The following is a 22,253-nucleotide window of genomic DNA, read 5'->3' on the forward strand; positions in this document are numbered from 1 at the left end:
AAGGGGCGGTCAGTTCACGCGGAAACTGAAATCCTCGCCGTTGTCACTGGTGCGAAACTCGATGCCATGCTCGTTGCCATTGCTGTCGATGACGGTCCACAGGCTGCGTTGCACAGCTTTGTAGTTGTGGTACCTCTCGTAGAAACGCCGATGGCTGCGGTGCAGCATCATGTGATGGGCGCGGGGATAGAACGTCTTGTCGCCGTTGAAGGTCAGGGTGACATCGGCGTCCACGCCATAGGCGGTGACGTCGCAGCGCTGGCTGTAATCATTGACCAGTTCGAACGAGATCAGCGCATGGTCCCAGTTCCTGCGCTGATAGAACGGCACGCCGGATGCCGGCCCCACCGCGAAGCTCTGCACGATCGGGTTATTGCTGTCCTGCGTACCGAAATAGGCGACGTCTTCCTTGTACTCATCGTCGTAACGGCTTTCGCCAGAGATTGTGTACTCGTACCGGCTCTCCAGGGCGAGTTGGAAGTCCTGTTGTTGAAGGCGGCGTGGCGCAATGGACTCGATCACCACAGAGGAGCTGAACGGGGCGGTGTTGGTTTCGAAGCTGGTGTTTTCGTCCTTCCAGATCCCGGCGTAGATCGTGCTGAGCGTACCGCCTGGCAGTTTGGAGCTGACATAGAAGCGCCGCCGAATGGAGTTGGGCGAAGCTTCCGGCAGGGCGCTGTGGGCGTTGCCATATGCGCCATGGTAGACATACCTTTCGTCGCGCTCGCTCTGGGCCAGCAGGTCGCCATCCAGGTCAAGAATTTTGCCATCGTCGTCGATTGCAATCAGCTGCATGGAGGCCAGGCTTTCTTCGCTGATGGTTTCACCGTCACGGGGCTCGATGGTGATGGTGACTTCCACCTGCTGGCGGCCGTTGGCGAACACGCGGTTGGAGCTGGAGGTGATATCGACGCGAAAACGACGTAGCCACTGGTTGGCTTTGAGGGTGTTGCTCATGCTTGCATTCCTCATTGGGTGAATGCAGGCGATTTCAGCGGTAGCGGGGCAGTCGAAGGGGGTAAATAACTACTACGGGGTGATTCTTTGCCCTGAGAAGGGTGTGCACCAGGCAAAACGGTCCCGAAGGCCAATGCCGGTCAGTTAGCCAGATTGGGGCCGCAAAGCAGCCCCATTTGTAACGCTGCCCCCCGAAGGGGCGGTTTTCAGTGCAAGTGCGAGGCTTACTTCACTTCAACGGCCAGGCTCTGGGCGATCTTGCTCTGCCACAGCGCGGGGCCTGTGATGTGCACCGACTCACCGTTGCTGTCCACCGCAACGGTGACCGGCATGTCTTTGACTTCGAACTCGTAGATCGCTTCCATACCCAGCTCGGCGAAGGCCAGAACCTTCGACTTGCGGATGGCCTGGGCCACCAGGTACGCAGCACCGCCGACGGCCATCAGGTACACGGCCTTGTTGTCCTTGATCGCCTCGATGGCGGTCGGGCCGCGCTCGGACTTGCCGATCATGCCCAACAGGCCGGTTTGCTCGAGGATCTGGCGGGTGAACTTGTCCATGCGGGTTGCGGTGGTCGGGCCTGCCGGGCCTACCACTTCGTCACCGACCGGGTCGACCGGGCCTACGTAGTAGATGAAGCGGCCTTTGAGGTCGACCGGCAACTGTTCGCCGCGGTTGAGCATCTCGACCATGCGCTTGTGCGCGGCGTCGCGGCCGGTGAGCATCTTGCCGTTGAGCAGGATGGTCTCGCCCGGCTTCCAGCTGGCCACTTCTTCCGGAGTGATGTCGTCCAGGTTCACGCGGCGCGCGCTCGGGCCGGCTTCCCAGACGATTTCCGGGTAGGCGTCCAGCGACGGTGCTTCGAGCTCGGCCGGGCCGTTGCCGTCGAGCACGAAGTGGGCGTGGCGGGTGGCGGCGCAGTTGGGGATCATGCACACCGGCAGGGAGGCGGCGTGGGTCGGGTAGTCCATGATCTTGACGTCGAGCACGGTGGTCAGGCCGCCCAGGCCCTGGGCGCCGATGCCCAGCTGGTTGACCTTCTCGAACAGCTCCAGGCGGATCTCTTCGAGGCGGTTTTGCGGGCCGCGGGCCTTGAGCTCATGGATGTCGATGGATTCCATCAACACTTCCTTGGCCATGACTGCGGCTTTTTCGGCGGTGCCGCCGATGCCGATACCCAGCATGCCAGGCGGGCACCAGCCGGCGCCCATGGTCGGTACGGTTTTCAGCACCCAGTCGACGATCGAGTCGGACGGGTTGAGCATGGCCATCTTCGACTTGTTCTCCGAGCCGCCGCCTTTGGCTGCGACATCGACCTCGACCTTGTCGCCGGGCACGATGGAGTAGTGGATGACTGCCGGGGTGTTGTCCTTGGTGTTCTTGCGGGCACCGGCCGGGTCGGCCAGGATCGAGGCGCGCAGGACGTTCTCGGGCAGGTTGTAGGCGCGGCGCACACCTTCGTTGATCATGTCGTCGACGCTCATGGTGGCGCCGTCCCAGCGCACGTCCATACCGACGCGGATGAACACGGTGACGATGCCGGTGTCCTGGCAGATCGGGCGGTGGCCGGTGGCGCACATGCGCGAGTTGATCAGGATCTGGGCGATCGAGTCACGCGCGGCTGGCGACTCTTCACGCAGGTAGGCTTCGTGCATCGCCTGGATGAAGTCGACGGGGTGGTAGTACGAAATGAATTGCAGGGCGTCGGCAACGCTCTGAATCAGGTCGTCTTGCTTGATCACGGTCATGCAGCGCGCTCCTCTTAAAGACGGGAACATTCGTAAAGGCACACCGACAACGCACACCGGTATGTCGGGCATGCCTGGCAAGGCTCCGGCTGGTCGGGCCGGGGCAAAAAGGCGCGGCAGTATACCGCGCCCCGGCGCGGGAAACACCTGCGGGTGGTCTGGACCATGGTCGGCTGCGGGGCGGGCATCCTTTTTGCTGATGACGTGGGCAGTGTGATGCTGTTCAATGGTTTGACGGGTGACATCGACTGGGGCTGCTGCGCAGCCCTTTGCGGGTGAACCCGCTCCCACAGGTACGGCGCAAGGTTCAAGGCATGCGCAAAACCTGTGGGAGCGGGTTTACCCGCGAAGGGCCGCAAAGCGGCCCCATTGCTTGGTCATCAGGCGAGTATCTGGAGATCAATGACATGGCCGAACTGACTGTGGGCGAGCGCCATTGGGCGGTGCCTTTAGGCATTAATCTTCTGGATGCGCTCAACGGCGCCGGTTGCGCTGTGCCCTACAGTTGCCGCGCCGGCAGTTGCCACGCCTGCCTGGTGCGCTGCCTCGACGGCCAGCCTGTGGACGTCAAACCCGACGCCCTCAGCGCGGCCCAGCGCGCCGAGGGCTGGCGACTGGCGTGCCAGTGCACGGTGGCAGGCGACCTGAAGCTTGCGCTGTTCGACCCGCTGCAGGACGGCCTGCCGGCCACGGTGGCTGCGCTTGACTGGTTCGACGACGTTCTGCGCCTGTGCCTGCGCCCGGGGCGGGCGCTACGCTACCAGGCCGGCCAGCATCTGGTGCTGTGGTGCGCCGATGTTGCCCGCCCATACTCGCTGGCGAGCCTGCTGGCGGAGGACGACACGCTGGAGTTTCACCTCGATTGCAGCCGCCCCGGGGCATTTTGCGACCGCGCCCGGCAACTGCAGGTGGGCGATGAGCTGAGGCTGGGCGAATTGCGCGGCGGGGCGCTGCACTACGACCCTGACTGGCAGGTGCGCCCGCTCTGGTTACTGGCGGCGGGCACCGGGCTGGCACCTTTGTGGGGCATCCTGCGTGAAGCCTTGCGTCAGGGGCATCAGGGGGAGATTCGGGTGGTGCATGTGGCGCGCACGCCGGCCGGGCATTACCTGGCCGAGGCGTTGCAGGCGCTACCGGGGGTGAGCGTGGAGTTGGTGCTGGCCGAGCAACTGGATGAGGCGCTGGCCGGGTTGCGTCTGGCGTCGCGCCAGACCATGGCATTGCTGTGCGGGGCGCCGGGGACTGTCGAGCGCTTTGCCCGGCGGCTATTCATTGCCGGGGTGCCGCGTAATCAGGTGCTGGCGGATGTGTTTACCGAGCATGCCTAGGCGTTGAAACGATCGCGGGGCAAGCCCGCTCCCACGCAGGTGATGCCTGATGCGTGGGAGCGGGCTTGCCCCGCGATAGGGACTGCGCGTGAATCAACCGACCAGCGGGTCACCCACGTGGAGGATCTTCATGCCGTTGGTGCCACCGATGGTGTGGTAGCTGTCACCCTTGGTCAGGATGACCCAGTCGCCTTGCTCGACCAGACCGCGCTTGAGCAGTTCGTCGACGGCTGCCTGGCTGACCTTGTCGGCCGGCAGCGAGGCCGGGTCGAAGGCAATCGGGTAGACGCCACGGAACATGTTGGCACGGGCCTGGGTGGCGCGGTGCGGCGACAGCGCGAAGATCGGCACGTGCGAGCGCAGGCGCGACATGATCAGCGGGGTGTAGCCACTTTCGGTGAGGGCGATGATCGCCTTGACGCCGGGGAAGTGGTTGGCGGTGTACATCGCCGCCAGGGCGATGGACTCGTCGCAGCGCTCGAAGGTGGTGTGCAGGCGGTGGCTGGACTTCTGGCTGGTCGGGTGCTTTTCGGCGCCCGAGCAGATACGCGCCATGGCCTGTACCGCTTCGATCGGGTAGCTGCCGGCGGCGCTTTCGGCCGACAGCATCACCGCGTCGGTGTTGTCGAGCACGGCGTTGGCCACGTCGGACACTTCGGCGCGGGTCGGCATCGGGTTCTGGATCATCGACTCCATCATCTGGGTCGCCACGATCACCGCTTTATTGTTGCGGCGGGCGTGCTGGATGATCTTCTTCTGGATGGCGATCAGCTCGGCGTCGCCGATTTCCACACCCAGGTCGCCACGGGCAACCATGACAGCGTCGGAGGCGAGGATCAGCTGGTCGAGGGTCTCGTCGTCGGCTACCGCTTCGGCGCGTTCGATCTTGGCCACCAGCCAGGCGCTGCCGCCGGCTTCGTCACGCAGCTTGCGGGCGTATTCCATGTCGCTTGCGTCACGCGGGAATGACACGGCCAGGTAGTCCAGGTCCATTTCCGCGGCCAGCTTGATGTCGGCCTTGTCTTTTTCGGTCAGGGCCGGTGCGGTCAGGCCGCCACCTTTGCGGTTGATGCCTTTGTGGTCGGACAGCGGGCCACCGATGATCACCACGCAGTGCAGGGCATCGCTGGTGGCGGTCTCGACGCGCATCACCACACGGCCGTCGTCGAGCAGCAGTTCGTCGCCTACGCCGCAGTCCTTGACCAGGTCGGGGTAGTCGATGCCGACGATATCCTGGTTGCCTTCGGTGAGCGGGTGGGCGGTGGAGAAGGTGAACTTGTCACCGACTTTCAGTTCGATGCGCTTGTTGGCGAACTTGGCGATGCGGATCTTCGGACCCTGCAGGTCGCCCAGCAGCGCGACGTGGCGGCCGTTCTTGGCGGCGATGTCGCGGATCAGGCGGGCGCGGGCCTTGTGCTCGTCCGGGGTGCCGTGGGAGAAGTTCAGGCGTGCCACGTCCAGGCCGGCGAGGATCAGCTGTTCGATCACTTCCGGCGAATTGCTGGCGGGGCCAAGGGTGGCGACGATTTTGGTACGGCGGATGGTCATGCACAGACTCCTATAGTGAAGCGCAGCGAAAGGCTACTCCTCAATTACGCTGTAGTCATTGTTCCGTTGCACTACCTGCACCTGAACCAAGGTAGCGTTTGAACGGTGGGCGTATGCTTGCAAAAGCCTGTGAAGATTTGACGCAAAAGGCCGATACACTGCCCATCAAAGGAGAATTCCCATGCGCACCCTGATCGTTTTGACCATGGCGGCCAGTGTCGTCGGCTGCACCCGCTGGTCCATGGACCACCACCTGAACAACGCCTACCGCGCCTACGACCGCGGCGATTGCTCGCGGGTGATGCTGGAGCTGTCGCAGGTCGACCGCACCAGCCGTTCGCGGCCGTTCATCCACCCAGAGGTGTCGCTGCTGCGCGGTCAGTGCCTGGAGCGCCAGAAGCTCTACGTCGATGCGGCGCAAACTTACCAGTACATGATTCAGCAATATCCGGGTAACGAGTACGCCTACCGTGCCCAGGCGCGCCTGCAGACCCTCGACAAACTGGGCCACCTGCGCGGTACCGAAGCGGCGGTAGCCAACCCGGCCAACACCACACCTTGGCGATAATCCCAAGGTGTCATTCATTTCATTTAAAGGCTGGCTTCGACTGGGCTAATCTTGCAATTGTGTAGTCACCTTCATTGCCAGTACCGTGTATTCCTGGCCCCGGTACAGGACCGCGCATACGACCATGTTTGTCGAACGCCATATAGAACGTCATCAATTGCCTTGCGTGCTCAAGGTCTACAACCGCTTTACCGACCAGCAGCTCGGCTACCTGGGCAATGCCTCCGAAGACGGCCTGATGCTCATCAGCCACCTGCCGGTACTGGTGGGGCCTGACTTCGAGCTGCAACTGCGCGTGCCGCTGGCGGGCGGCGGGCTGCAGTTCATCAACCTCACCGCAAGTTGCCTGTGGTGCCGTGAAGACCAGACCCCCGGGCATTTCGATGCCGGCTTCATGCTGTTGCAGGCACCGCCCGAGTACGACGCCTTCGTACGCTCGCTGCGCGAGTTCTTCAGCTTCCGCCCGCAGAACGCCGCTGTCTGAAGGCTGGCCGCAGCCCGCCATGGGCCGCTAGACTCTGGTCGACCTCGATACAGGAAGACCCCGTGAGCACCAGCATTTTCTGGCACGACTACGAAACCACCGGCATCAACCCGCGCAGCGACCGCCCGTTGCAGATGGCCGGTGTGCGCACCGACCTCGACCTCAACGAGATCGAGGCGCCGATCAACCTTTTCTGCCGCCCCAGCGACGATATTCTGCCGCACCCGGCGGCGTGCCTGGTGACCGGCATCACCCCGCAGCAACTGGCAAACCAGGGCCTGTGCGAAGCCGACTTCATGACCCGGGTGCACGCCGAGCTGGCGCGCCCTGGCACCTGTGGCGCGGGCTACAACACCCTGCGTTTCGATGATGAAGTGACCCGCTACAGCCTGTACCGCAACTTCTTCGACCCTTATGCCCGTGAGTGGCAGGGCGGCAACAGCCGCTGGGACCTGATCGACGTGGTGCGCACCGCCTATGCCCTGCGCCCCGAGGGCATCGAGTGGCCGCAGCAGGATGGCCGCACCAGCCTGCGCCTGGAGCTGCTGAGCAAGGCCAACGGCCTGGAGCACGGCCATGCCCACGAGGCGCTTTCCGACGTACGGGCGACCATTGGCCTGGCGCGGCTGATTCGCCAGAAACAACCCAAGTTGTATGACTGGTTGTTCCAGTTGCGCAGCAAGCACAAGGTGATGGAGCAGATTCGCCTGTTGCAGCCTTTGGTGCATATTTCCGGGCGCTTTTCTGCCGAGCGCAATTACATCGGCGTGGTGCAGCCACTGGCCTGGCACCCGCGCAATCGCAATGCCCTGATTGTTTGTGACCTGGGCCAGGACAGCGCGCCGCTGTTGCAGGAAAGTGCCGAAGTACTGCGTCAGCGTTTGTACACTCGTCGCGAAGAAATGCCTGCAGGGCAATTACCGGTTCCGCTGAAGTTGGTCCACATCAACCGCTGCCCGGTACTGGCGCCCTTGTCGGTGGTGCGCCCCGCCGATCAACAGCGGTTGGGGCTGGATATGTCAGCGTTGCAACGCAGCGCCGAACAACTGGCCAATCAGCAGGCGCTCTGGCGTGACAAGCTGGAAGTCATCTTTGAGGAAGAAGGCTTTGCCGCCAGCGAAGATCCGGAGCAGCAGTTGTATGACGGTTTCATCGGCGACCGTGACCGGCGTTTGTGTGAGCAAGTTCGCAATGCAGAACCTGCGCAATTGGGCGGGGCCAACTGGATGTTCGATGACCCGCGTTTGCCGGAGCTGTTGTTCCGTTATCGGGCGCGCAACTTTGCCGATACCCTGAGTGCTGAGGAGTCGGCGCGCTGGCATGCGTTCTGCCAGCAACGCTTGAGTAGCCCGCAGTTGGGCGCGCCGAATACCGTGGCTGACTTTGAGCTGGCTTGCCAGGCGCGTATGCCGGAGGCCGACGAGGCCGGGCGGCAGGTATTGCAGGCCTGGCTTGAGCATGTTGCGCAGTTGAAGGGGCGCTTTGCCTTGTGAGGCATAGGCCGCGCCGCGAGCTCTGTGCAGGGGCGGCCTTGCCGGGGCGCCGGACCGGCCGGAAAGGGCTGCGTAGCAGCCCCGGCAATCTTGCATGAGGCGGAAATCCCCGGGGCTGCTTCGCAGCCCTTTCGCGGCACGAGGCCGCTCCTACAGGGGCCGTAATAACCCGGCGAGTTGTGATGTGTTCTACAGCGCACAAATAAAAAACGCCGGCAAGTGCCGGCGTTTTTTTTCGTGAAACCGAAACGGTACAGGCCCGAATCAGTCCAGCAGGGTGGACCAGCTTTCGACGGTGTCACCGCCCCACTTGGCTTTCCACTCTTTCAGGGTTTTGTGGTTGCCGCCCTTGGTTTCAATAACCTCGCCATTGTGCGGGTTCTTGTATTGCTTGACCTTGCGCGCGCGCTTGGTGGCAACTGGCTTGGCGGCGCCACGTGGGGCCTTGCTCAGTTTGCTTTCCGGGTCGAGCAGGGCAATGACGTCACGCAGCGACTTGCCGTTTTCGGCCATCAGCTCGCGCAGCTTCTTTTCGAAGTCGAGTTCTTTCTGCAGTTTGCCATCTTGCTGCAGGTTGGTCAGGCGGGCCTGAAGTTCTTTGATGGCTTCTTCGGTAGCGCGGTATTCGTTGATCAGGGACATGGAGAGTTCCTTGAGTGCATGTTCGGGAAGGCAGTGCCGGTAATAATAGACAGCCAATACTCTCAAGTAAACAATTAAAAAAGTATTGAATCAATTAGCCGCCTTGAATTGGCCGGTTTGCTGTTTGGTTAAGAAAAATTTACTTAGTGTCGAGGCTAATGGCCATTTCCCCGTGGGACGCAGGGAAATACCCCGTAGGATTGCACGCACAGCTTAATGGCTTCCTGCCGTCGAACATTACTGCGTTTTTTCCGGCGGGCCGCTAGAATGTGCCCCTTTGCGAAGTTCTGGAGCTTGTCCCATGCGCACCTATCGACTGGTGATTGCCTGCCCCGACCGTGTCGGTATCGTGGCGAAAGTCAGTAATTTCCTGGCCCTCTACAATGGCTGGATCAATGAAGCCAGCCACCACTCCGACGAGCAGAGCGGCTGGTTCTTCATGCGTCATGAGATCCGCGCCGAATCGCTGCCGTTCGGTATCGAGGCGTTCCGCGAAGCCTTCGCGCCGATTGCCGAAGAGTTCTCCATGACCTGGCGCATCACCGACTCGGCGCAGAAAAAGCGCGTGGTGCTGATGGCCAGCCGCGAGTCGCACTGCCTGGCCGACCTGCTGCATCGCTTCCACACCGACGAGCTGGACTGCGAGATCCCTTGCGTGATCTCCAACCACGACGACCTGCGCAGCATGGTCGAGTGGCACGGCATTCCGTTCTTCCACGTACCGGTCGACCCCAAGGACAAGGCCCCGGCCTTCGCCGAAGTGTCGCGCCTGGTCGAGGCGCACGGCGCCGACGTGGTGGTGCTGGCCCGCTACATGCAAATCCTGCCGCCGCAGCTGTGCCGCGACTACGCCGAAAAGGTCATCAACATCCACCACAGCTTCCTGCCGTCGTTCGTCGGTGCCAAGCCGTACCACCAGGCCTCCCTGCGTGGGGTGAAGCTGATCGGTGCGACCTGCCACTACGTCACCGAAGAGCTGGACGCCGGCCCGATCATCGAGCAGGACGTGGTGCGTGTCAGCCACGCCGACAGCATCGAAGACATGGTGCGCTTCGGCCGTGACGTCGAGAAGATGGTGCTGGCCCGTGGCCTGCGCTATCACCTCGAAGACCGCGTGCTGGTGCACGGCAACAAGACCGTGGTGTTCGACTGAGCATGGCCGACCCTCGCGACAAGGCCGGCGCCTCGGCGCCACCGACCTTGGGCGAGGGTTGCCTGGCGCGCTTCGACCCGGACGCGCTGGGCGAGGAGGATGGCACCGAGTTCCCCGGTGCCGCCGCCTTGTGGCAAGCGCTCAACCCGCCTGACGCCGCCAGCGCGCCAGCAACGGGCGCGCCAGCAGGCACAGAAACACCGGCCCCCCGGCCAGCAGGTAAAAGTAGTAGGTAACCGCGCGCCAGAGCAGAATCGCCGCGGCCGCCGTCGAACTCCCCACCAACGGTGTCAGCAAGGTCGCCGAAGTCAGCTCCGCCGCCCCGGCACCGCCCGGCAGCAGGCTGAACTGGCCAGCGCTGAGCGCAAGCATCTGCACCAGAAAGCTCGGCACCCACGCAAGGTTCGCCCCCAACCCCTGCAACACCAGGTACAGCACGCTGTAGCGCAGGCACCAGTGCGCGCAGGTGAGGCTGAACACCAAGGCCAGGGTGCGCTTGGGCAGGCGCCAGGTGTCGGCCAGGGCGTGCACGAAGCGCAGCAGCTTGCGTGCCCAACGCCGCCGCCGTGGCGCAGCTACGCCCAGGCGCCGCAATAGCCGGCCACAAGTCTTTATCACCCCGCGCCGATAGCGCAGCAGGGCCAGCACGCCAGCAAGGGCGGCGCACAGCATCAGCGCGCTGCCCAGCAGCATGCTCTGCTGGCTGTGGCCGAGGCGGTGGAACAGCGCGTAGGCGGCAATCGCCAGCATGGCGCAGAAGAAGAACAGCAGGTCGTTGAGCTGGTCCATGGCGAACACCGCGCCACTGCGCGAGGCCGGGATACGCTCGCGGCCAAGCAACGCCATCAGCGCCAGCGGCCCGCCGCTGCCGCCGGGGGTGGTGCAGATGGCGAATTCGGTGGCCATCACCACCCCCAGGCTGCGCACCCGGCCGAGTCTTGCGCCCTGCTGGCCCAGCAACAGGCGCAGGCGCGCGGCGTTGATGACCCAGCACAGCAGGATCATGCCCAGCAGTTGCAGCATCAGCCCAGGGGCGAAGCTGCGCAGGCGCGGTAACAGTTCGCCACCGCCGAGCAGGGCTGGTACCAGCATCGCCAGCAGCAGTGCCAGGCCCAGCCAGGCCAAGCGGTTCATGGGGCGACCTGGCGGTCCAGCCAGGCTGACTTGGTCAACGGCTCGCGGCCCTGGGCCAACAGCGTTTGCAAGGTGTCGAGCCAGTAGTTGCGCGCGCCGGCGTGGCGCATGTCGACCGGGTGCAAGCCCAGACGCAGGGTGCTGGCGTGCCGCCAGCGCCGGCATTGCCAGTCGCTGACGACCTTGGACAGGCCGCGGCGCCAGGCACTGCGGGCACTCCACACCAGCCCAGGGGCCTCGATAGCGGTGAAGTCCGGCAGGCGGTACAGGTGCTGCGGGGTGCTGGTGTAGCGCAGCGGCAGCTGGCGCAGGGCCTGGCGGGTGCCTTCGCTCATCAGCCAGGCCGGTGCGACAAAACCTGCAACTGGCCAGCCTTGCCGCTCGAACAGCTGCAGCCCGGCCTGCAGGCGCTGCAACGCGGCGGCCTGGTCAAGGCCGTAGAACTCGCCTTCGTGGGTGTAGAGCCTGCGCATGAAGTACTCGCGCGGGCTGCGCGGCGGCGGGCCGTCGTCGGCGTGGTAGTAGCCATGCAGGGCCAGTTCATCGCCCCGGGCCATGCGCTCTTCGAGCAGGCGGCAGAAGGCCGGTGAGCGGCTGAGTGCGTTGCGGTGGTGAAAGTCGGGCACCACCAGCCAGGTCATGGGCACGCCGCCAAGCGCGTCGACGGCCTCGACCAAGGGTTGGTAGTCCGGCCAGGTTTCCGGCGCCACATCGTGCAGCACCAGCATCAGGCTGGGGCGGGCAGCGTGGTCGTCAGCCATGGGCGCGGGCCTGCGGCGTGTGGCCGAGCACTGCCTGGTAATGCGACAGCAGGCCGCTGACCACGTTGTCCCAGCTGTAATGCTGCTCGACGTGGCGGCGGGCCTGGGCGCCGAGGCTGTGCACGCCTTCTTCGAAGGCTTCGCGCACCGCCGTGGCCATGGCCTGGCCGTCGTTGGGCAGGCACAGGCGGCCGCACTGCGGGGGGACGATTTCGCCGAAGGCGCCGGCGCGCACGGCCACCACCGGGGTGGCGCTGGCCATGGCTTCGAGGATCACCAGGCCGAAGGTTTCCTGGTCGCCGGCGTGTACCAGCAGATCGGCGCTGGCCAGCAGCCGGGCGACTTCGTGGGGCGGGCAGAAGTGGTCGATCACGCTGACGTTGCCGGCGACGTTGGCGGGCATGTTCGAGCCCACCAGCAGCAGGTGGTAGCCCGGCCCCAGGGCGCGCATGCAGTCCAGCAGCACCGGCAGGTTCTTCTCCCGCGAGCCACGCCCGGCGAATACCAGCAGGCGGCGGTTGTCGGCAATGCCCAGCTCGGCGCGCAGGCCGGGGTCGCGCCGGGCGGGGTTGAACAGCGCCAGATCCACCCCTAGGCGCTGCACGTGCACGTCTTTCACCCCCAGGCGGCGCAGTTTGTCGGCCATCACCTGGCTGGGTGCCAGCACCCGGTCGAAGTTGCCGTACAGCTTGCTGACATAGGCCTCGACATTGGGGGTGAACCAGTTGCCCATGCGGTTGCTCACCAGCAGTGGCAGGTCGGAGTGGTAGAAGCCGATCACCGGCACATCGAGTTTGCGCCGCGCTTCGAGCGCAGCCCAGGCGGTGAGGTAGGGGTCGCCGACTTCGATCAGGTCGGGCTGCAGGCGGCGCAGTTCCTTGCACCAGGGCGCCAGGCGCAGCGGAAAGCGGTAACCGTTGCCGAACGGCAGGGGTGGTGCGGGCACCTGATAGATACCGTCGGTATGGCCGGCATTGGCGCCGGGGATCAGCAGGCTGTGGCGTACGCCGGGCATGGCGTCGAGGCGGCGGTGCTTGGCATCAAGATAGGTTCGTACGCCGCCACTGGCCGGGGCGTAGAACATGGTGATGTCGGCGATGTGCACGATCAGCATCCCTCCGGGATCGTCTTCGGGGTCTGTCATCTGCCGGTAATGGCCGACGATGACTCGCCTGAAGATTGACCTTGTAGAAGGATAGTTTGTTCGATCGGGGTTGGCCGGAAGGGCTGGCCCTTGTAGGAGATCACCCAGCCCTTTCGGGCTGCGCTGTCGCGCAGAGAACTGGCACGAGCCCGCCGCGGCCCCTGTGGGAGCGGGCTTGTCGGGGTGCCGAACCACCGCGAAGCAGGCGACGCGGTGTCTGGCACCGGCTTCGCCGGTGTTCGCGGGCAAGCCCGCTCCCACAGGTCCCTGCTAAATCAATGAGTTATGTGCAGTTCTATGAGAGCTGGCTTGCCAGCGATGGGGCCGATACAGGCCCCTTGTGCTGGCAGGTTTGGCCCCATCGCCGGCAAGCCGGCTCCTACAGGGGGGAGGGGTCAGATACGGAAGCTGCCGACCAGTTGCTTGAGGCGCCCGGCCTGCTGCTCCAGGTCCGAGCAGGCGCGTAGGGTGGCCTGCAGGTTTTCCACGCCTTCCTGGTTGAGCATGTTGATTTCGTTGATGTCCATGTTGATCGAGTCGACCACCGAGGTTTGCTCCTCGGTTGCCGTGGCCACCGACTGGTTCATGCCGTCGATCTCGCCGATACGCTGGGTCACGCTGCCCAAGCGCTCGCCGGCCTGGTTGGCGATGTCCATGCTGTCCTGGCTGTGGCGCTGGCTCTGGTCCATGGTTTCGACCGAGGCGCGGGCGCCGACCTGCAACTCTTCGATCATGGTTTGCACCTGCTGCGCCGACTCCTGGGTGCGGTGCGCCAGGTTGCGTACTTCGTCGGCTACAACGGCGAAACCACGCCCGGCCTCGCCGGCGCGGGCGGCCTCGATGGCGGCGTTGAGCGCCAGCAGGTTGGTCTGCTGGGAGATGCTGGTGATCACCTCGAGGATCTGGCCGATGTTGACGGTCTTGCTGTTGAGCGTCTCGATATGGCCGCTGGAACTGACGATCAGGTCCGACAGGCGGTTCATCGCCTCGATGTTGCGCTGCACCACTTGCTGGCCTTCCTCGGCCAACAGGCGCGCGGAGCTGGCGTGCTGCGAGGCCTGGGCGGCGTTGCCGGCGATCTCCTGGGCGGCGGCGCCAAGCTGGTTGATGGCCGCAGCGACGCTGCTGGTGCGGTTGGACTGCTCGTCGGAGTTGCTCATCGACGAGTTGGAGGCGCTGATCACCCGCAGGGCCACTTCGTTGACCTGCTCGGTGGCCGACGACACTTCACGGATCGAGCCGTGAATACGCTCGACGAAGCGGTTGAAGGCGGTGCCCAGGGTGCCGAATTCGTCGTGGGTGTGGATGTCCAGGCGGCGGGTCAGGTCGCCTTCGCCTTCGGCGATGTTCTCCATGGCGCGGGTCATGGTGTGCAGCGGCTGCAGCAGCACGCGGATCAGCAGGCCGAGCAGGGCGATGATGATCACCACCGCCACCAGGGTGGCGATCACCGCCGAGGTGCGGAACTTGCTGAGCATGCTGAAGGCCTTGTCCTTGTCTACCGACAGGCCGATGTACCAGTTGGCCGACGGCAGGCCCTGCACCTTGGTGAAGGTCAGCAGGCGGGTTTTACCGTCCACTTCGACTTCGGTCAGCTCGCGGGACAGTTTTGGCGTGTTCTGCGGGAACTGGTCCGACAGCGACTTCATCACCAGGTTCTTGTCCGGGTGCACCAGGATCTTGCCTTGGTCGTTGACCAAAAAGGCATAGCCCATGCCGCCGAAGTTCAGCGAGTTGATGATCTCTACCAGGCCGTCCAGGGCCAGGTCGCCGCCGACCACGCCGACCGAGCGCGAAGCGGTGCTGATGATCGAGATGACCATCTTGTTGGTGGCCATGTCGATGTACGGCTCGGTGAGCATCGGGCCGCTGGCGTTCAGGCCGTCCTTGTACCAGGGGCGCACGCGCGGGTCGTAGCCGTCGGGCATCTTGGCGTCGGGGCGCACGGTGAAGGTGCCGTCGGGCTGGCCCAGGTAGATGGTCAGAAAGCTCGAGGTCAGGGCGTTCATGCCCAGCTGGCTGCCGATGTTCTGGGGGTTCTGCGCCAGGTTCTGGGCGACGTTCTCCACCAGCTTGATGCGCCCTTCGAACAGGTTGCGGATGTTGGTGGAGGTGGAATCGCCCATCTCGCCGAGGTAGTTCTCCAGGTCGGCGCGAATGGCATTACGCTGGAGGTAGTCGTTGTAGAGGGTGAACAGGCTGAAGGCGAGGATCACGATCAGTGATGCTGCCAGGAGAATCTTGTGGCTGAAACGAAGGCTTTTATTCATGACGTGATCGCGTCCGCTAAGGTTTTTATCGGGTCGTTCGCACAAAGCACGGTAGAAAACAGTGCAACTGGTCCCGTGAATCCTTACGGGGGCTACCGAAATGCAGGAATTAATCACTACGAACTATCGGCAGTCATCGGGCAGAACTTGAGCGGAGGGTGGTGCGTCATGTCGGATATTTCAAAAATGATTGTAGGAATGTGCCCAGATGGCCAGCCTGTATCGCAAAGCCTGCGCCTGGCCAACCGCCACGGACTGGTGGCGGGGGCAACCGGTACCGGCAAGACCGTCACCCTGCAGCACCTGGCCGAGCTGTTCAGCGATGCCGGGGTGGCGGTGTTCGCGGCCGATGTGAAGGGCGACTTGTGCGGCCTGGGGGCGGCGGGCGCGCCCCAGGGCAAGGTGGCCGAGCGGATTGCCAGCATGCCGTGGCTCGGGCACCAGCCCAAGGCCTACCCGGTAACCCTGTGGGATGTCGCAGGGCAGTCCGGCCACCCGCTGCGCACCACCTTGAGCGAAATGGGGCCGTTGTTGCTGGGCAACCTGCTGGAGCTGACCGACAGCCAGCAAGCGGCTTTGTATGCCGCGTTCAAGGTGGCCGACCGTGAAGGCTTGCTGCTGCTCGATTTGAAAGACCTCAAGGCGTTGCTGGCCCACTTGAAGGACAACCCGCAATTGCTGGGCGAGGACAGTGCGCTGATGACCAGCGCCTCTACCCAGGCGTTGTTGCGGCGCCTGGCCACGCTGGAGCAGCAGGGCGCCGAGGCGCTGTTCGGCGAGCCAGCCCTGCAGCTCGAGGACCTGTTGCACCCGGCCGCGGACGGGCGCGGGCGTATTCACCTGCTCGATGCCAGCCGCCTGGTGCACGAGGCGCCCAAGGTGTACGCGACCTTCCTGCTGTGGCTGCTGGCCGAGTTGTTCGAGCAGTTGCCCGAGCGCGGTGATGCCGACAAGCCGGTGCTGGCGTTGTTCTTCGACGAGGCGCACCTGCTGTTCAACGACACCCCCAAGGCCTTGCAGGACCGCCTGGAGCAGGTGGTGCGGCTGATCCGCTCCAAGGGTGTGGGGGTGTATTTCGTCACCCAGTCGCCAGGCGATCTGCCCGACGCCGTGCTGGCCCAGCTGGGGTTGCGCATCCAGCATGGCTTGCGCGCGTTCACCGCCAAGGAGCAGAAGTCGCTGCGGGCGGTGGCCGATGGCTTTCGCCCCAACCCTGCATTCGACAGCCTGGCGGTGCTGACCGAGCTGGGTATCGGCGAGGCGCTGGTGGGTACCCTCGAAGACAAGGGCACCCCGGCCATGGTGCAGCGGGTGCTGATTGCCCCGCCGCAGTCGCGCATCGGACCGTTGACCACGGCCGAGCGCAGCGCGCTGGTGGCCGCCTCGCCTCTGGCCGGGCGCTATGACAAGCCGTTCGACCGTGAGTCGGCTTATGAAATGCTTACCCGGCGCAAGGGCGAGCCGGTGGAGCCGGCGCCGCAGCCCAAGGTTGAGGAGCAGAGCCTGGCCGATAAAGCCGGTGATTTTCTGCAGAGCGCGGCCGGGCAGGCGATCAAGTCGGCGGTGCGCCAGGCGGCCAACCAGCTGGGGCGGCAGTTGGTGCGGGGGTTGATGGGGTCGTTGTTGGGCGGGAAGAAACGGTAGGCCTGTGCCGGCCCTATCGCGGGGCCATGACCGGAAAAACCAAAAAGGCGCCCGAAGGCGCCTTTTCAATGCGGCAACTGTACTTAGCTGATGGCTTTGGACGCCAACCAGAACAGGCCGGCCGCCAGGCCCATCGAGGCCGGCAGGGTCAGCACCCAGGCCAGCAGGATGGTTTTCACCGTGCCGCCTTGCAGGCCGCTCTTGTTGGCGACCATGGTACCGGCCACGCCCGACGAGAGTACGTGGGTGGTCGATACCGGCAGGCTGAACACGTTGGCCATGCCGATGGCGCAGGCGGCGGTGATCTGCGCCGACATGCCCTGGGCATAGGTCATGCCCTGCTTGCCGATCTTCTCGCCGACGGTCAGCACCACGCGCTTCCAGCCGACCATGGTACCCAGGCCCAGGGCCAGGGCGACCGCGACGATGACCCAGAACGGGGCATATTCGGTGGTGGCGGTAAGGTCCTTGCGCAGCTTGTCGAGGTCGGCCTTTTCGCGGGCTTCAAGGCCCGGCAGCTTGCCGACTTTCTTGGCGGTGTCGTCCAGGCACAGCAGGTAGCGGCGCACTTCGACGCGCTTGTCGGCGCTCAGGTCGCGGTAGTCGGTCACACCGTTCAGCGAGGTCTGCAGCGCGGCGATGGTCGGCTCGGTCTGCTGCGGGTTGCAGCTGAACTGCTCCGGCAGGTCGTTGGACTTGGCCTTGCCCAGTGCCAGGAACTCGCCGAGGGTGGCGGCGTTGCGCTGGTAGAACTGGCTCATGTGCAGGGTGGCGTCGCGGGTGCGTTCGATCTGGTAGGTGGTGCTGTTCAGGTCCAGTACGAACTTGGCCGGCACGATACCGATCAGCACCAGCATGATCAGGCCGATACCCTTCTGGCCGTCGTTGGAGCCGTGCACGAAGCTTACGCCCATGGCCGAAACCACCAGTACCAGGCGGTTCCAGAACGGTGGGTGCTTCTTGTCGTCGAGCTTGCGGCGCTGGTCGGGGGTTTTGTGCATCTTCGACAGCGGGCGCCACCACTTCAGGCCCAGCAGCACCAGGGCAGCCACGGCGAAGCCGGCCATCGGCGAGACCACCAGCGACATGGCGATGTCGATCGCCTTCTGCCAGTTGACGCCGTCACCCAGCGGGATGTCGTTGATCATGGCATTGGCCAGACCCACGCCGAGGATCGAGCCGATCAGGGTGTGCGAGCTGGAGGCCGGGATGCCGAAGTACCAGGTGCCGAGGTTCCAGGTGATGGCCGCAGCCAGCAGCGAGAAGACCATGGCCAGGCCGTGGCCGGTGTTCACGTTGATCAGCAGCTCGACCGGCAGCAGGTGGACGATGGCGTAGGCCACCCCGACACCGCCGAGCAGAACCCCGAGGAAGTTGAACACGCCGGAGAAGAACACGGCCAGTTGCGGTGGCATGGCTTTGGTATAGATGACGGTGGCTACCGCGTTGGCGGTGTCATGAAAGCCATTGATGAACTCGAATGCGAGCACGAAGGTCAGGGCGAGCATCAGGCTCACGACGACCCAGGCATCCAGTCCGCTGAATAAATCGATCATGAAGGGTTTTCTGGCGGTCTTAGGGGGGCGGGATTATGCCAGAAAACCATGGCAATCGATGCACCTGCCGCAGACCGATGGCAGGCGCCCGATGCGCGGGCCGGGCGACAATTGAATTGCCTGCCGGCGCAAACTTGCCGGGAAGACTCTGAAAAATGCAGCAAATTCAAGGAATTGGCGTGTAAGTGGTATTTCTGTTTCGTTTCAAACGTTTGTATGAAATTTGTGTAATTCCATTTCATCCAAGGCGTTTCGGTAAAGATAGAGCCGTGCCAGCCGCCTGTTGGTTGATGGCACGGTGATATCGGTCTGGCCTCAGTCGTCCGCCGGGCGCAGTTCCTTTTCCATCTTCTCGAGCTCTTGGGCGAACGCCTGGTCGTGCACGGTGGCCCGTTTGCGCCAGGGTTTGCGTTCGGGGTCGGGTTGTGCGGCATAGGTGGTGACTTCGCCACCGTAAACATCCTTGTAACGTTCTGCCTGGCGCTCGAGTTCTGCGCGCAGTTCATCTTTCGTCACAGTAATACCTGAACTGGTTGAAGTTGAGTGCTGGCGTTAGTGCACAGGGTGATTGTGCGGATACAACACCAGGGTCAGTTCGCCATGGCAGCCGCAAGCCTTGGACTGGCAGCGGGTTGTCAGGCGAGGAGCGGAGTGCTTTGCCAGTATTCGAATACCGGGCCCGGCACGCCGCTGATTATAGCAATGCTCACGGCCAAGACCACGGGTAGTGCACCGGGCTGTGAAGTTGTACGAGTTCGTTAACCGATTGGTCCTTGCGCAACAGCGGAAGTTCAAACGGCTTTTATTGAAAGTTTCAGCTGCCAAGAGCGGAAATGAAAACCGGGGGCGGAAATGAAAAACGGCCTCGCGGTTGGGCGAGGCCGTTGCCTGGGACTTCTACGGTGGGTACCTGACCAGTCTCTCCAAAGAAGCCACATGTGGCAGGGGAAAGGTATAAGCAAAAGTGTCGGCGGTCAATTGCGATTATCGGCCGTTCGTTCGATAATCGCACAAGCTCCCGATTTTTTGAGGCATGCCCATGAATGACGAAACCAGCAGCCTGATGGCCATCGAGCCGCCACGCGGCACCAGCGCGGCGTTGGCCCCGCCAATCGTGGCGTCGCCGGCCAAGCGTATCCAGGCGTTTACCGGCGATCCGGATTTCATGACCTCGCTGGCCCGTGGCCTGGCGGTGATCCAGGCGTTCCAGGAGCGCAAGCGCCACCTGACCATCGCGCAGATCAGCCACCGCACGGAAATCCCCCGCGCCGCCGTGCGCCGATGCCTGCACACGCTGATCAAGCTGGGTTATGCCACTACTGACGGGCGCACCTATTCGCTGCTGCCCAAGGTACTGACCCTGGGCCATGCCTACCTTTCGTCGACGCCGCTGGCGGTGTCGGCACAGCCGTACCTGGACCGTATCAGTGACCAGTTGCACGAAGCGGCCAACATGGCCACCCTCGAAGGTGACGACATTCTTTATATAGCCCGTTCAGCGACAGTCGAGCGGCTGATTTCGGTGGACCTGTCGGTGGGCGGGCGCCTGCCGGCCTATTGCACCTCGATGGGCCGCATCCTGCTGGCGGCGCTGGATGACGCCAGCCTGCACGAATACCTCGAGCGCGCCGACCTCAAGGCCCGCACCAGCCGCACCCTGCATGACCACGACTCGTTGTTTGCCTGTATCCAGCAGGTGCGCGAGCAGGGCTGGTGCGTGGTGGACCAGGAGCTGGAGCAGGGCCTGCGCTCGATTGCCGTGCCGATCTACGATGCTTCCGGGCAGGTGCTGGCGGCGTTGAACGTCAGCACCCATGTGGGGCGGGTTAGCCGCACGGAGCTGGAGCAGCGCTTCTTGCCGATCCTGCTGGCCGCCAGCCGCGACCTGTGCCATCAGCTGTTTGGTTGAGGCATAACCCCTGTAGGAGCCGGCTTGTCGGCGATGAGGCCATCAGCATCAGTGCAAGGCTCACCGGCCCTATCGCCGGCAAGCCGGCTCCTGCAGGGTATCTGCTGGCTCTGGAACAGCGCCGTACCTGTAGGAGCTGGCTTGCCAGCGATCAGGCCCTGACAGGCGCAGCAAAAGAGATGGCCTGCACCATAATCGAACACCTCGCCACTTTCCTGTTCGATAAACGCACAATGTCGCTTGCGATGAATTGCGCAGCCCACGCCTGCTGATTAATGTCTTTCGCACAAGTCGGCTTTGCCGACCCAGACAATAACAACAGGGCCACAAAGGGCACCCCCATGACTACCCGCACACTCCCGTTGCACTCCGGCTGACCAAGGCCACCGCACCCTCAGACATTTCCCGTTCCTGCGCCTGAGCCGTACGCAGTAGCCTGCCTGCGCCTTTCATCCGGATAACAACAATGAACAAACCGCAATCCACCGTCGGCAACTGCCTCGACGTCCAGTCGTTCATCAACGACCAGCCGCTGTCCCGCTACCAGTGGCGGGTGGTGATTTTGTGTTTTCTGATCGTCTTCCTCGATGGCCTGGACACCGCAGCCATGGGCTTCATCGCACCGGCACTGTCCCAGGAGTGGGGCATCGACCGCGCAAGCCTGGGCCCGGTGATGAGCGCCGCGCTGATCGGCATGGTGTTCGGCGCCCTGGGCTCCGGCCCGCTGGCCGACCGCTTCGGGCGCAAGGGCGTGCTGGTGGGGGCGGTGCTGGTGTTCGGCGGCTTCAGCCTGGCCTCGGCCTACGCCACCAACGTCGACCAGTTGCTGGTGCTGCGCTTTCTGACCGGCCTGGGCCTGGGCGCCGGCATGCCAAATGCCACCACGCTGCTGTCTGAATACACCCCCGAGCGCCTCAAGTCGCTGCTGGTGACCAGCATGTTCTGCGGCTTCAACTTAGGTATGGCCGGCGGCGGCTTCATTTCCGCCAAGCTGATCCCGGCCTACGGCTGGCACAGCCTGCTGGTGATCGGCGGGGTGCTGCCGCTGCTGCTGGCGGTGGTGCTGCTGGCCTGGTTGCCGGAGTCGGCGCGCTTTCTGGTGGTGCGCAACCGCGGTACCGACAAAGTACGCAAGACCCTGGCCCCGATCGCCCCGGCAGTGGTGGCCCAGGCGTCGAGTTTCAGCGTGCCGGAGCAAAAGGTTGTGGCCGCGCGCAACGTGTTCGCGGTGATCTTCTCCGGCACCTTCGGGCTGGGCACCGTGCTGTTGTGGCTGACCTACTTCATGGGCCTGGTGATCGTCTACCTGCTGACCAGCTGGCTGCCGACCCTGATGCGTGACAGCGGCGCGAGCATGGAGCAGGCGGCGTTCATCGGCGCGCTGTTCCAGTTCGGTGGTGTGCTCAGCGCGGTGGCGGTGGGCTGGGCGATGGACCGTTTCAACCCGCACAAGGTGATCGGCATCTTCTACCTGCTGGCCGGGGTGTTCGCCTACGCGGTAGGGCAGAGCCTGGGCAACATCACCGTGCTGGCGACCCTGGTGCTGGTGGCGGGCATGTGCGTCAACGGCGCGCAATCGGCGATGCCGTCGCTGGCTGCGCGTTTCTACCCGACCCAGGCGCGCGCCACCGGGGTGTCGTGGATGCTCGGCATCGGCCGCTTCGGTGCGATTCTCGGGGCCTGGAGCGGGGCTACCCTGCTGGGGCTGGGCTGGAACTTCGAACAAGTGCTGACCGCGCTGCTGGTACCGGCGGCGCTGGCCACGGTCGGGGTGGTGGTGAAGGGGCTGGTGAGCCACGCCGACGCGACCTGATTCCCGTGTGGTGGCGCGATCCCCTGTAGGAGCGGCGCAAGGCCGCTCCTATCAAGACGCTCTCGCGCAGATGGATAGCAGGGCAACAAATGGTTCGATAA

At 64.0% G+C, this 22,253-nt stretch carries 18 protein-coding genes and 1 pseudogene; 8 read left to right on the forward strand and 11 right to left on the reverse strand.

Annotation, left to right across the window (positions count from 1 at the left end; translation table 11 throughout):
• Positions 1-9: 9 nt before the first annotated feature.
• Both KSS93_RS08425 and KSS93_RS08430 read right to left on the reverse strand, forming a co-directional pair.
• Positions 10-957: a hypothetical protein gene (locus KSS93_RS08425; RefSeq protein WP_217887891.1), complete on the reverse strand. Its 948-nt coding sequence runs from the start codon at positions 955-957 to the stop codon at positions 10-12.
• 224 nt (positions 958-1,181) lie between these two features.
• Complete coding sequence (locus KSS93_RS08430) at positions 1,182-2,705, reverse strand: fumarate hydratase (RefSeq protein ID WP_054885069.1); 1,524 nt, start codon at positions 2,703-2,705, stop codon at positions 1,182-1,184.
• A 407-nt stretch (positions 2,706-3,112) separates the two neighbouring features.
• Between KSS93_RS08430 and KSS93_RS08435 the strand changes: the two genes are divergently transcribed.
• Entirely contained in the window at positions 3,113-4,033 is a 921-nt protein-coding gene (locus KSS93_RS08435) for an iron-sulfur-binding ferredoxin reductase (RefSeq protein ID WP_217887892.1), read from the forward strand.
• Between the two features lie 93 nt (positions 4,034-4,126).
• On the opposite strand, the gene pyk is transcribed toward KSS93_RS08435, so the two are convergent.
• Positions 4,127-5,581 carry a pyruvate kinase gene (gene pyk / locus KSS93_RS08440; protein ID WP_217841968.1) on the reverse strand — a complete coding sequence of 485 codons (1,455 nt, stop codon included), beginning with the start codon at positions 5,579-5,581 and terminating at the stop codon, positions 4,127-4,129.
• Positions 5,582-5,762: 181 nt separating this feature from the next.
• Here pyk and KSS93_RS08445 point away from each other — a divergent pair, with 181 nt between their 5' ends.
• The 3 genes from KSS93_RS08445 to sbcB all read left to right on the forward strand — a co-directional run bounded on the left by KSS93_RS08445 (position 5,763) and on the right by sbcB (position 8,126).
• On the forward strand, positions 5,763-6,149 hold the full coding sequence (locus KSS93_RS08445) for a tol-pal system YbgF family protein (protein ID WP_217887893.1): 387 nt from the start codon (positions 5,763-5,765) through the stop codon (positions 6,147-6,149).
• Positions 6,150-6,273: 124 nt separating this feature from the next.
• Positions 6,274-6,633 carry a PilZ domain-containing protein gene (locus KSS93_RS08450; protein ID WP_217887894.1) on the forward strand — a complete coding sequence of 120 codons (360 nt, stop codon included), beginning with the start codon at positions 6,274-6,276 and terminating at the stop codon, positions 6,631-6,633.
• Between the two features lie 62 nt (positions 6,634-6,695).
• On the forward strand, positions 6,696-8,126 hold the full coding sequence (gene sbcB / locus KSS93_RS08455) for an exodeoxyribonuclease I (protein ID WP_217887895.1): 1,431 nt from the start codon (positions 6,696-6,698) through the stop codon (positions 8,124-8,126).
• Positions 8,127-8,390: 264 nt separating this feature from the next.
• On the opposite strand, the gene mvaT is transcribed toward sbcB, so the two are convergent.
• Positions 8,391-8,768, reverse strand: coding sequence for a histone-like nucleoid-structuring protein MvaT (mvaT, locus tag KSS93_RS08460; protein ID WP_217887896.1), 378 nt, complete (start codon positions 8,766-8,768; stop codon positions 8,391-8,393).
• Positions 8,769-9,069: 301 nt separating this feature from the next.
• On the opposite strand from mvaT, the gene purU reads away from it, so the two are divergent.
• Entirely contained in the window at positions 9,070-9,921 is an 852-nt protein-coding gene (gene purU, locus KSS93_RS08465; RefSeq protein WP_217841973.1) for a formyltetrahydrofolate deformylase, read from the forward strand.
• Between the two features lie 141 nt (positions 9,922-10,062).
• Here purU and gpgF read toward each other — a convergent pair whose 3' ends face one another.
• From gpgF to KSS93_RS26885, 5 genes and pseudogenes are all read right to left on the reverse strand, one after another.
• The gene (gpgF, locus tag KSS93_RS08470) at positions 10,063-11,055 is read right to left on the reverse strand and encodes a glucosaminyl phosphatidylglycerol flippase (protein ID WP_217887897.1); all 993 of its coding nucleotides are present in this window, start codon (positions 11,053-11,055) and stop codon (positions 10,063-10,065) included.
• Entirely contained in the window at positions 11,052-11,816 is a 765-nt protein-coding gene (gene gpgD / locus KSS93_RS08475) for an N-acetylglucosaminyl phosphatidylglycerol deacetylase (protein ID WP_217887898.1), read from the reverse strand. The genes gpgF and gpgD overlap by 4 nt, the downstream gene beginning before the upstream one ends.
• A complete protein-coding gene (gene gpgS, locus KSS93_RS08480; RefSeq protein ID WP_217887899.1) occupies positions 11,809-12,930 on the reverse strand; it encodes an N-acetylglucosaminyl phosphatidylglycerol synthase in 1,122 nt (373 codons plus the stop codon). Before gpgS ends, gpgD begins: the two co-directional genes overlap by 8 nt.
• 425 nt (positions 12,931-13,355) lie before the next feature.
• On the reverse strand, positions 13,356-14,120 hold the full coding sequence (locus KSS93_RS26880; protein WP_437182120.1) for a methyl-accepting chemotaxis protein: 765 nt from the start codon (positions 14,118-14,120) through the stop codon (positions 13,356-13,358).
• 93 nt (positions 14,121-14,213) lie between these two features.
• A pseudogene (locus KSS93_RS26885) lies at positions 14,214-15,230 on the reverse strand (HAMP domain-containing protein); the annotation flags it as partial.
• Between the two features lie 168 nt (positions 15,231-15,398).
• On the opposite strand from KSS93_RS26885, the gene KSS93_RS08490 reads away from it, so the two are divergent.
• Positions 15,399-16,874, forward strand: a complete 1,476-nt coding sequence (locus tag KSS93_RS08490; protein WP_217887901.1) for a helicase HerA-like domain-containing protein — start codon at positions 15,399-15,401, stop codon at positions 16,872-16,874.
• An 83-nt stretch (positions 16,875-16,957) separates the two neighbouring features.
• Here KSS93_RS08490 and KSS93_RS08495 read toward each other — a convergent pair whose 3' ends face one another.
• Both KSS93_RS08495 and KSS93_RS08500 read right to left on the reverse strand, forming a co-directional pair.
• Complete coding sequence (locus tag KSS93_RS08495) at positions 16,958-18,430, reverse strand: inorganic phosphate transporter (RefSeq protein WP_217887902.1); 1,473 nt, start codon at positions 18,428-18,430, stop codon at positions 16,958-16,960.
• Positions 18,431-18,745: 315 nt separating this feature from the next.
• Positions 18,746-18,946, reverse strand: coding sequence for a hypothetical protein (locus KSS93_RS08500; RefSeq protein WP_217887903.1), 201 nt, complete (start codon positions 18,944-18,946; stop codon positions 18,746-18,748).
• Between the two features lie 547 nt (positions 18,947-19,493).
• Here KSS93_RS08500 and pcaR point away from each other — a divergent pair.
• Both pcaR and pcaK read left to right on the forward strand, forming a co-directional pair.
• Positions 19,494-20,339, forward strand: coding sequence for a pca regulon transcriptional regulator PcaR (gene pcaR / locus KSS93_RS08505; protein WP_437182121.1), 846 nt, complete (start codon positions 19,494-19,496; stop codon positions 20,337-20,339).
• 466 nt (positions 20,340-20,805) lie between these two features.
• Positions 20,806-22,152, forward strand: coding sequence for a 4-hydroxybenzoate transporter PcaK (gene pcaK, locus KSS93_RS08510; protein ID WP_217887905.1), 1,347 nt, complete (start codon positions 20,806-20,808; stop codon positions 22,150-22,152).
• The last annotated feature ends 101 nt before the right edge of the window (positions 22,153-22,253 follow it).

Source organism: Pseudomonas xanthosomatis, assembly GCF_019139835.1.
GTDB lineage: Bacteria > Pseudomonadota > Gammaproteobacteria > Pseudomonadales > Pseudomonadaceae > Aquipseudomonas > Aquipseudomonas fakonensis.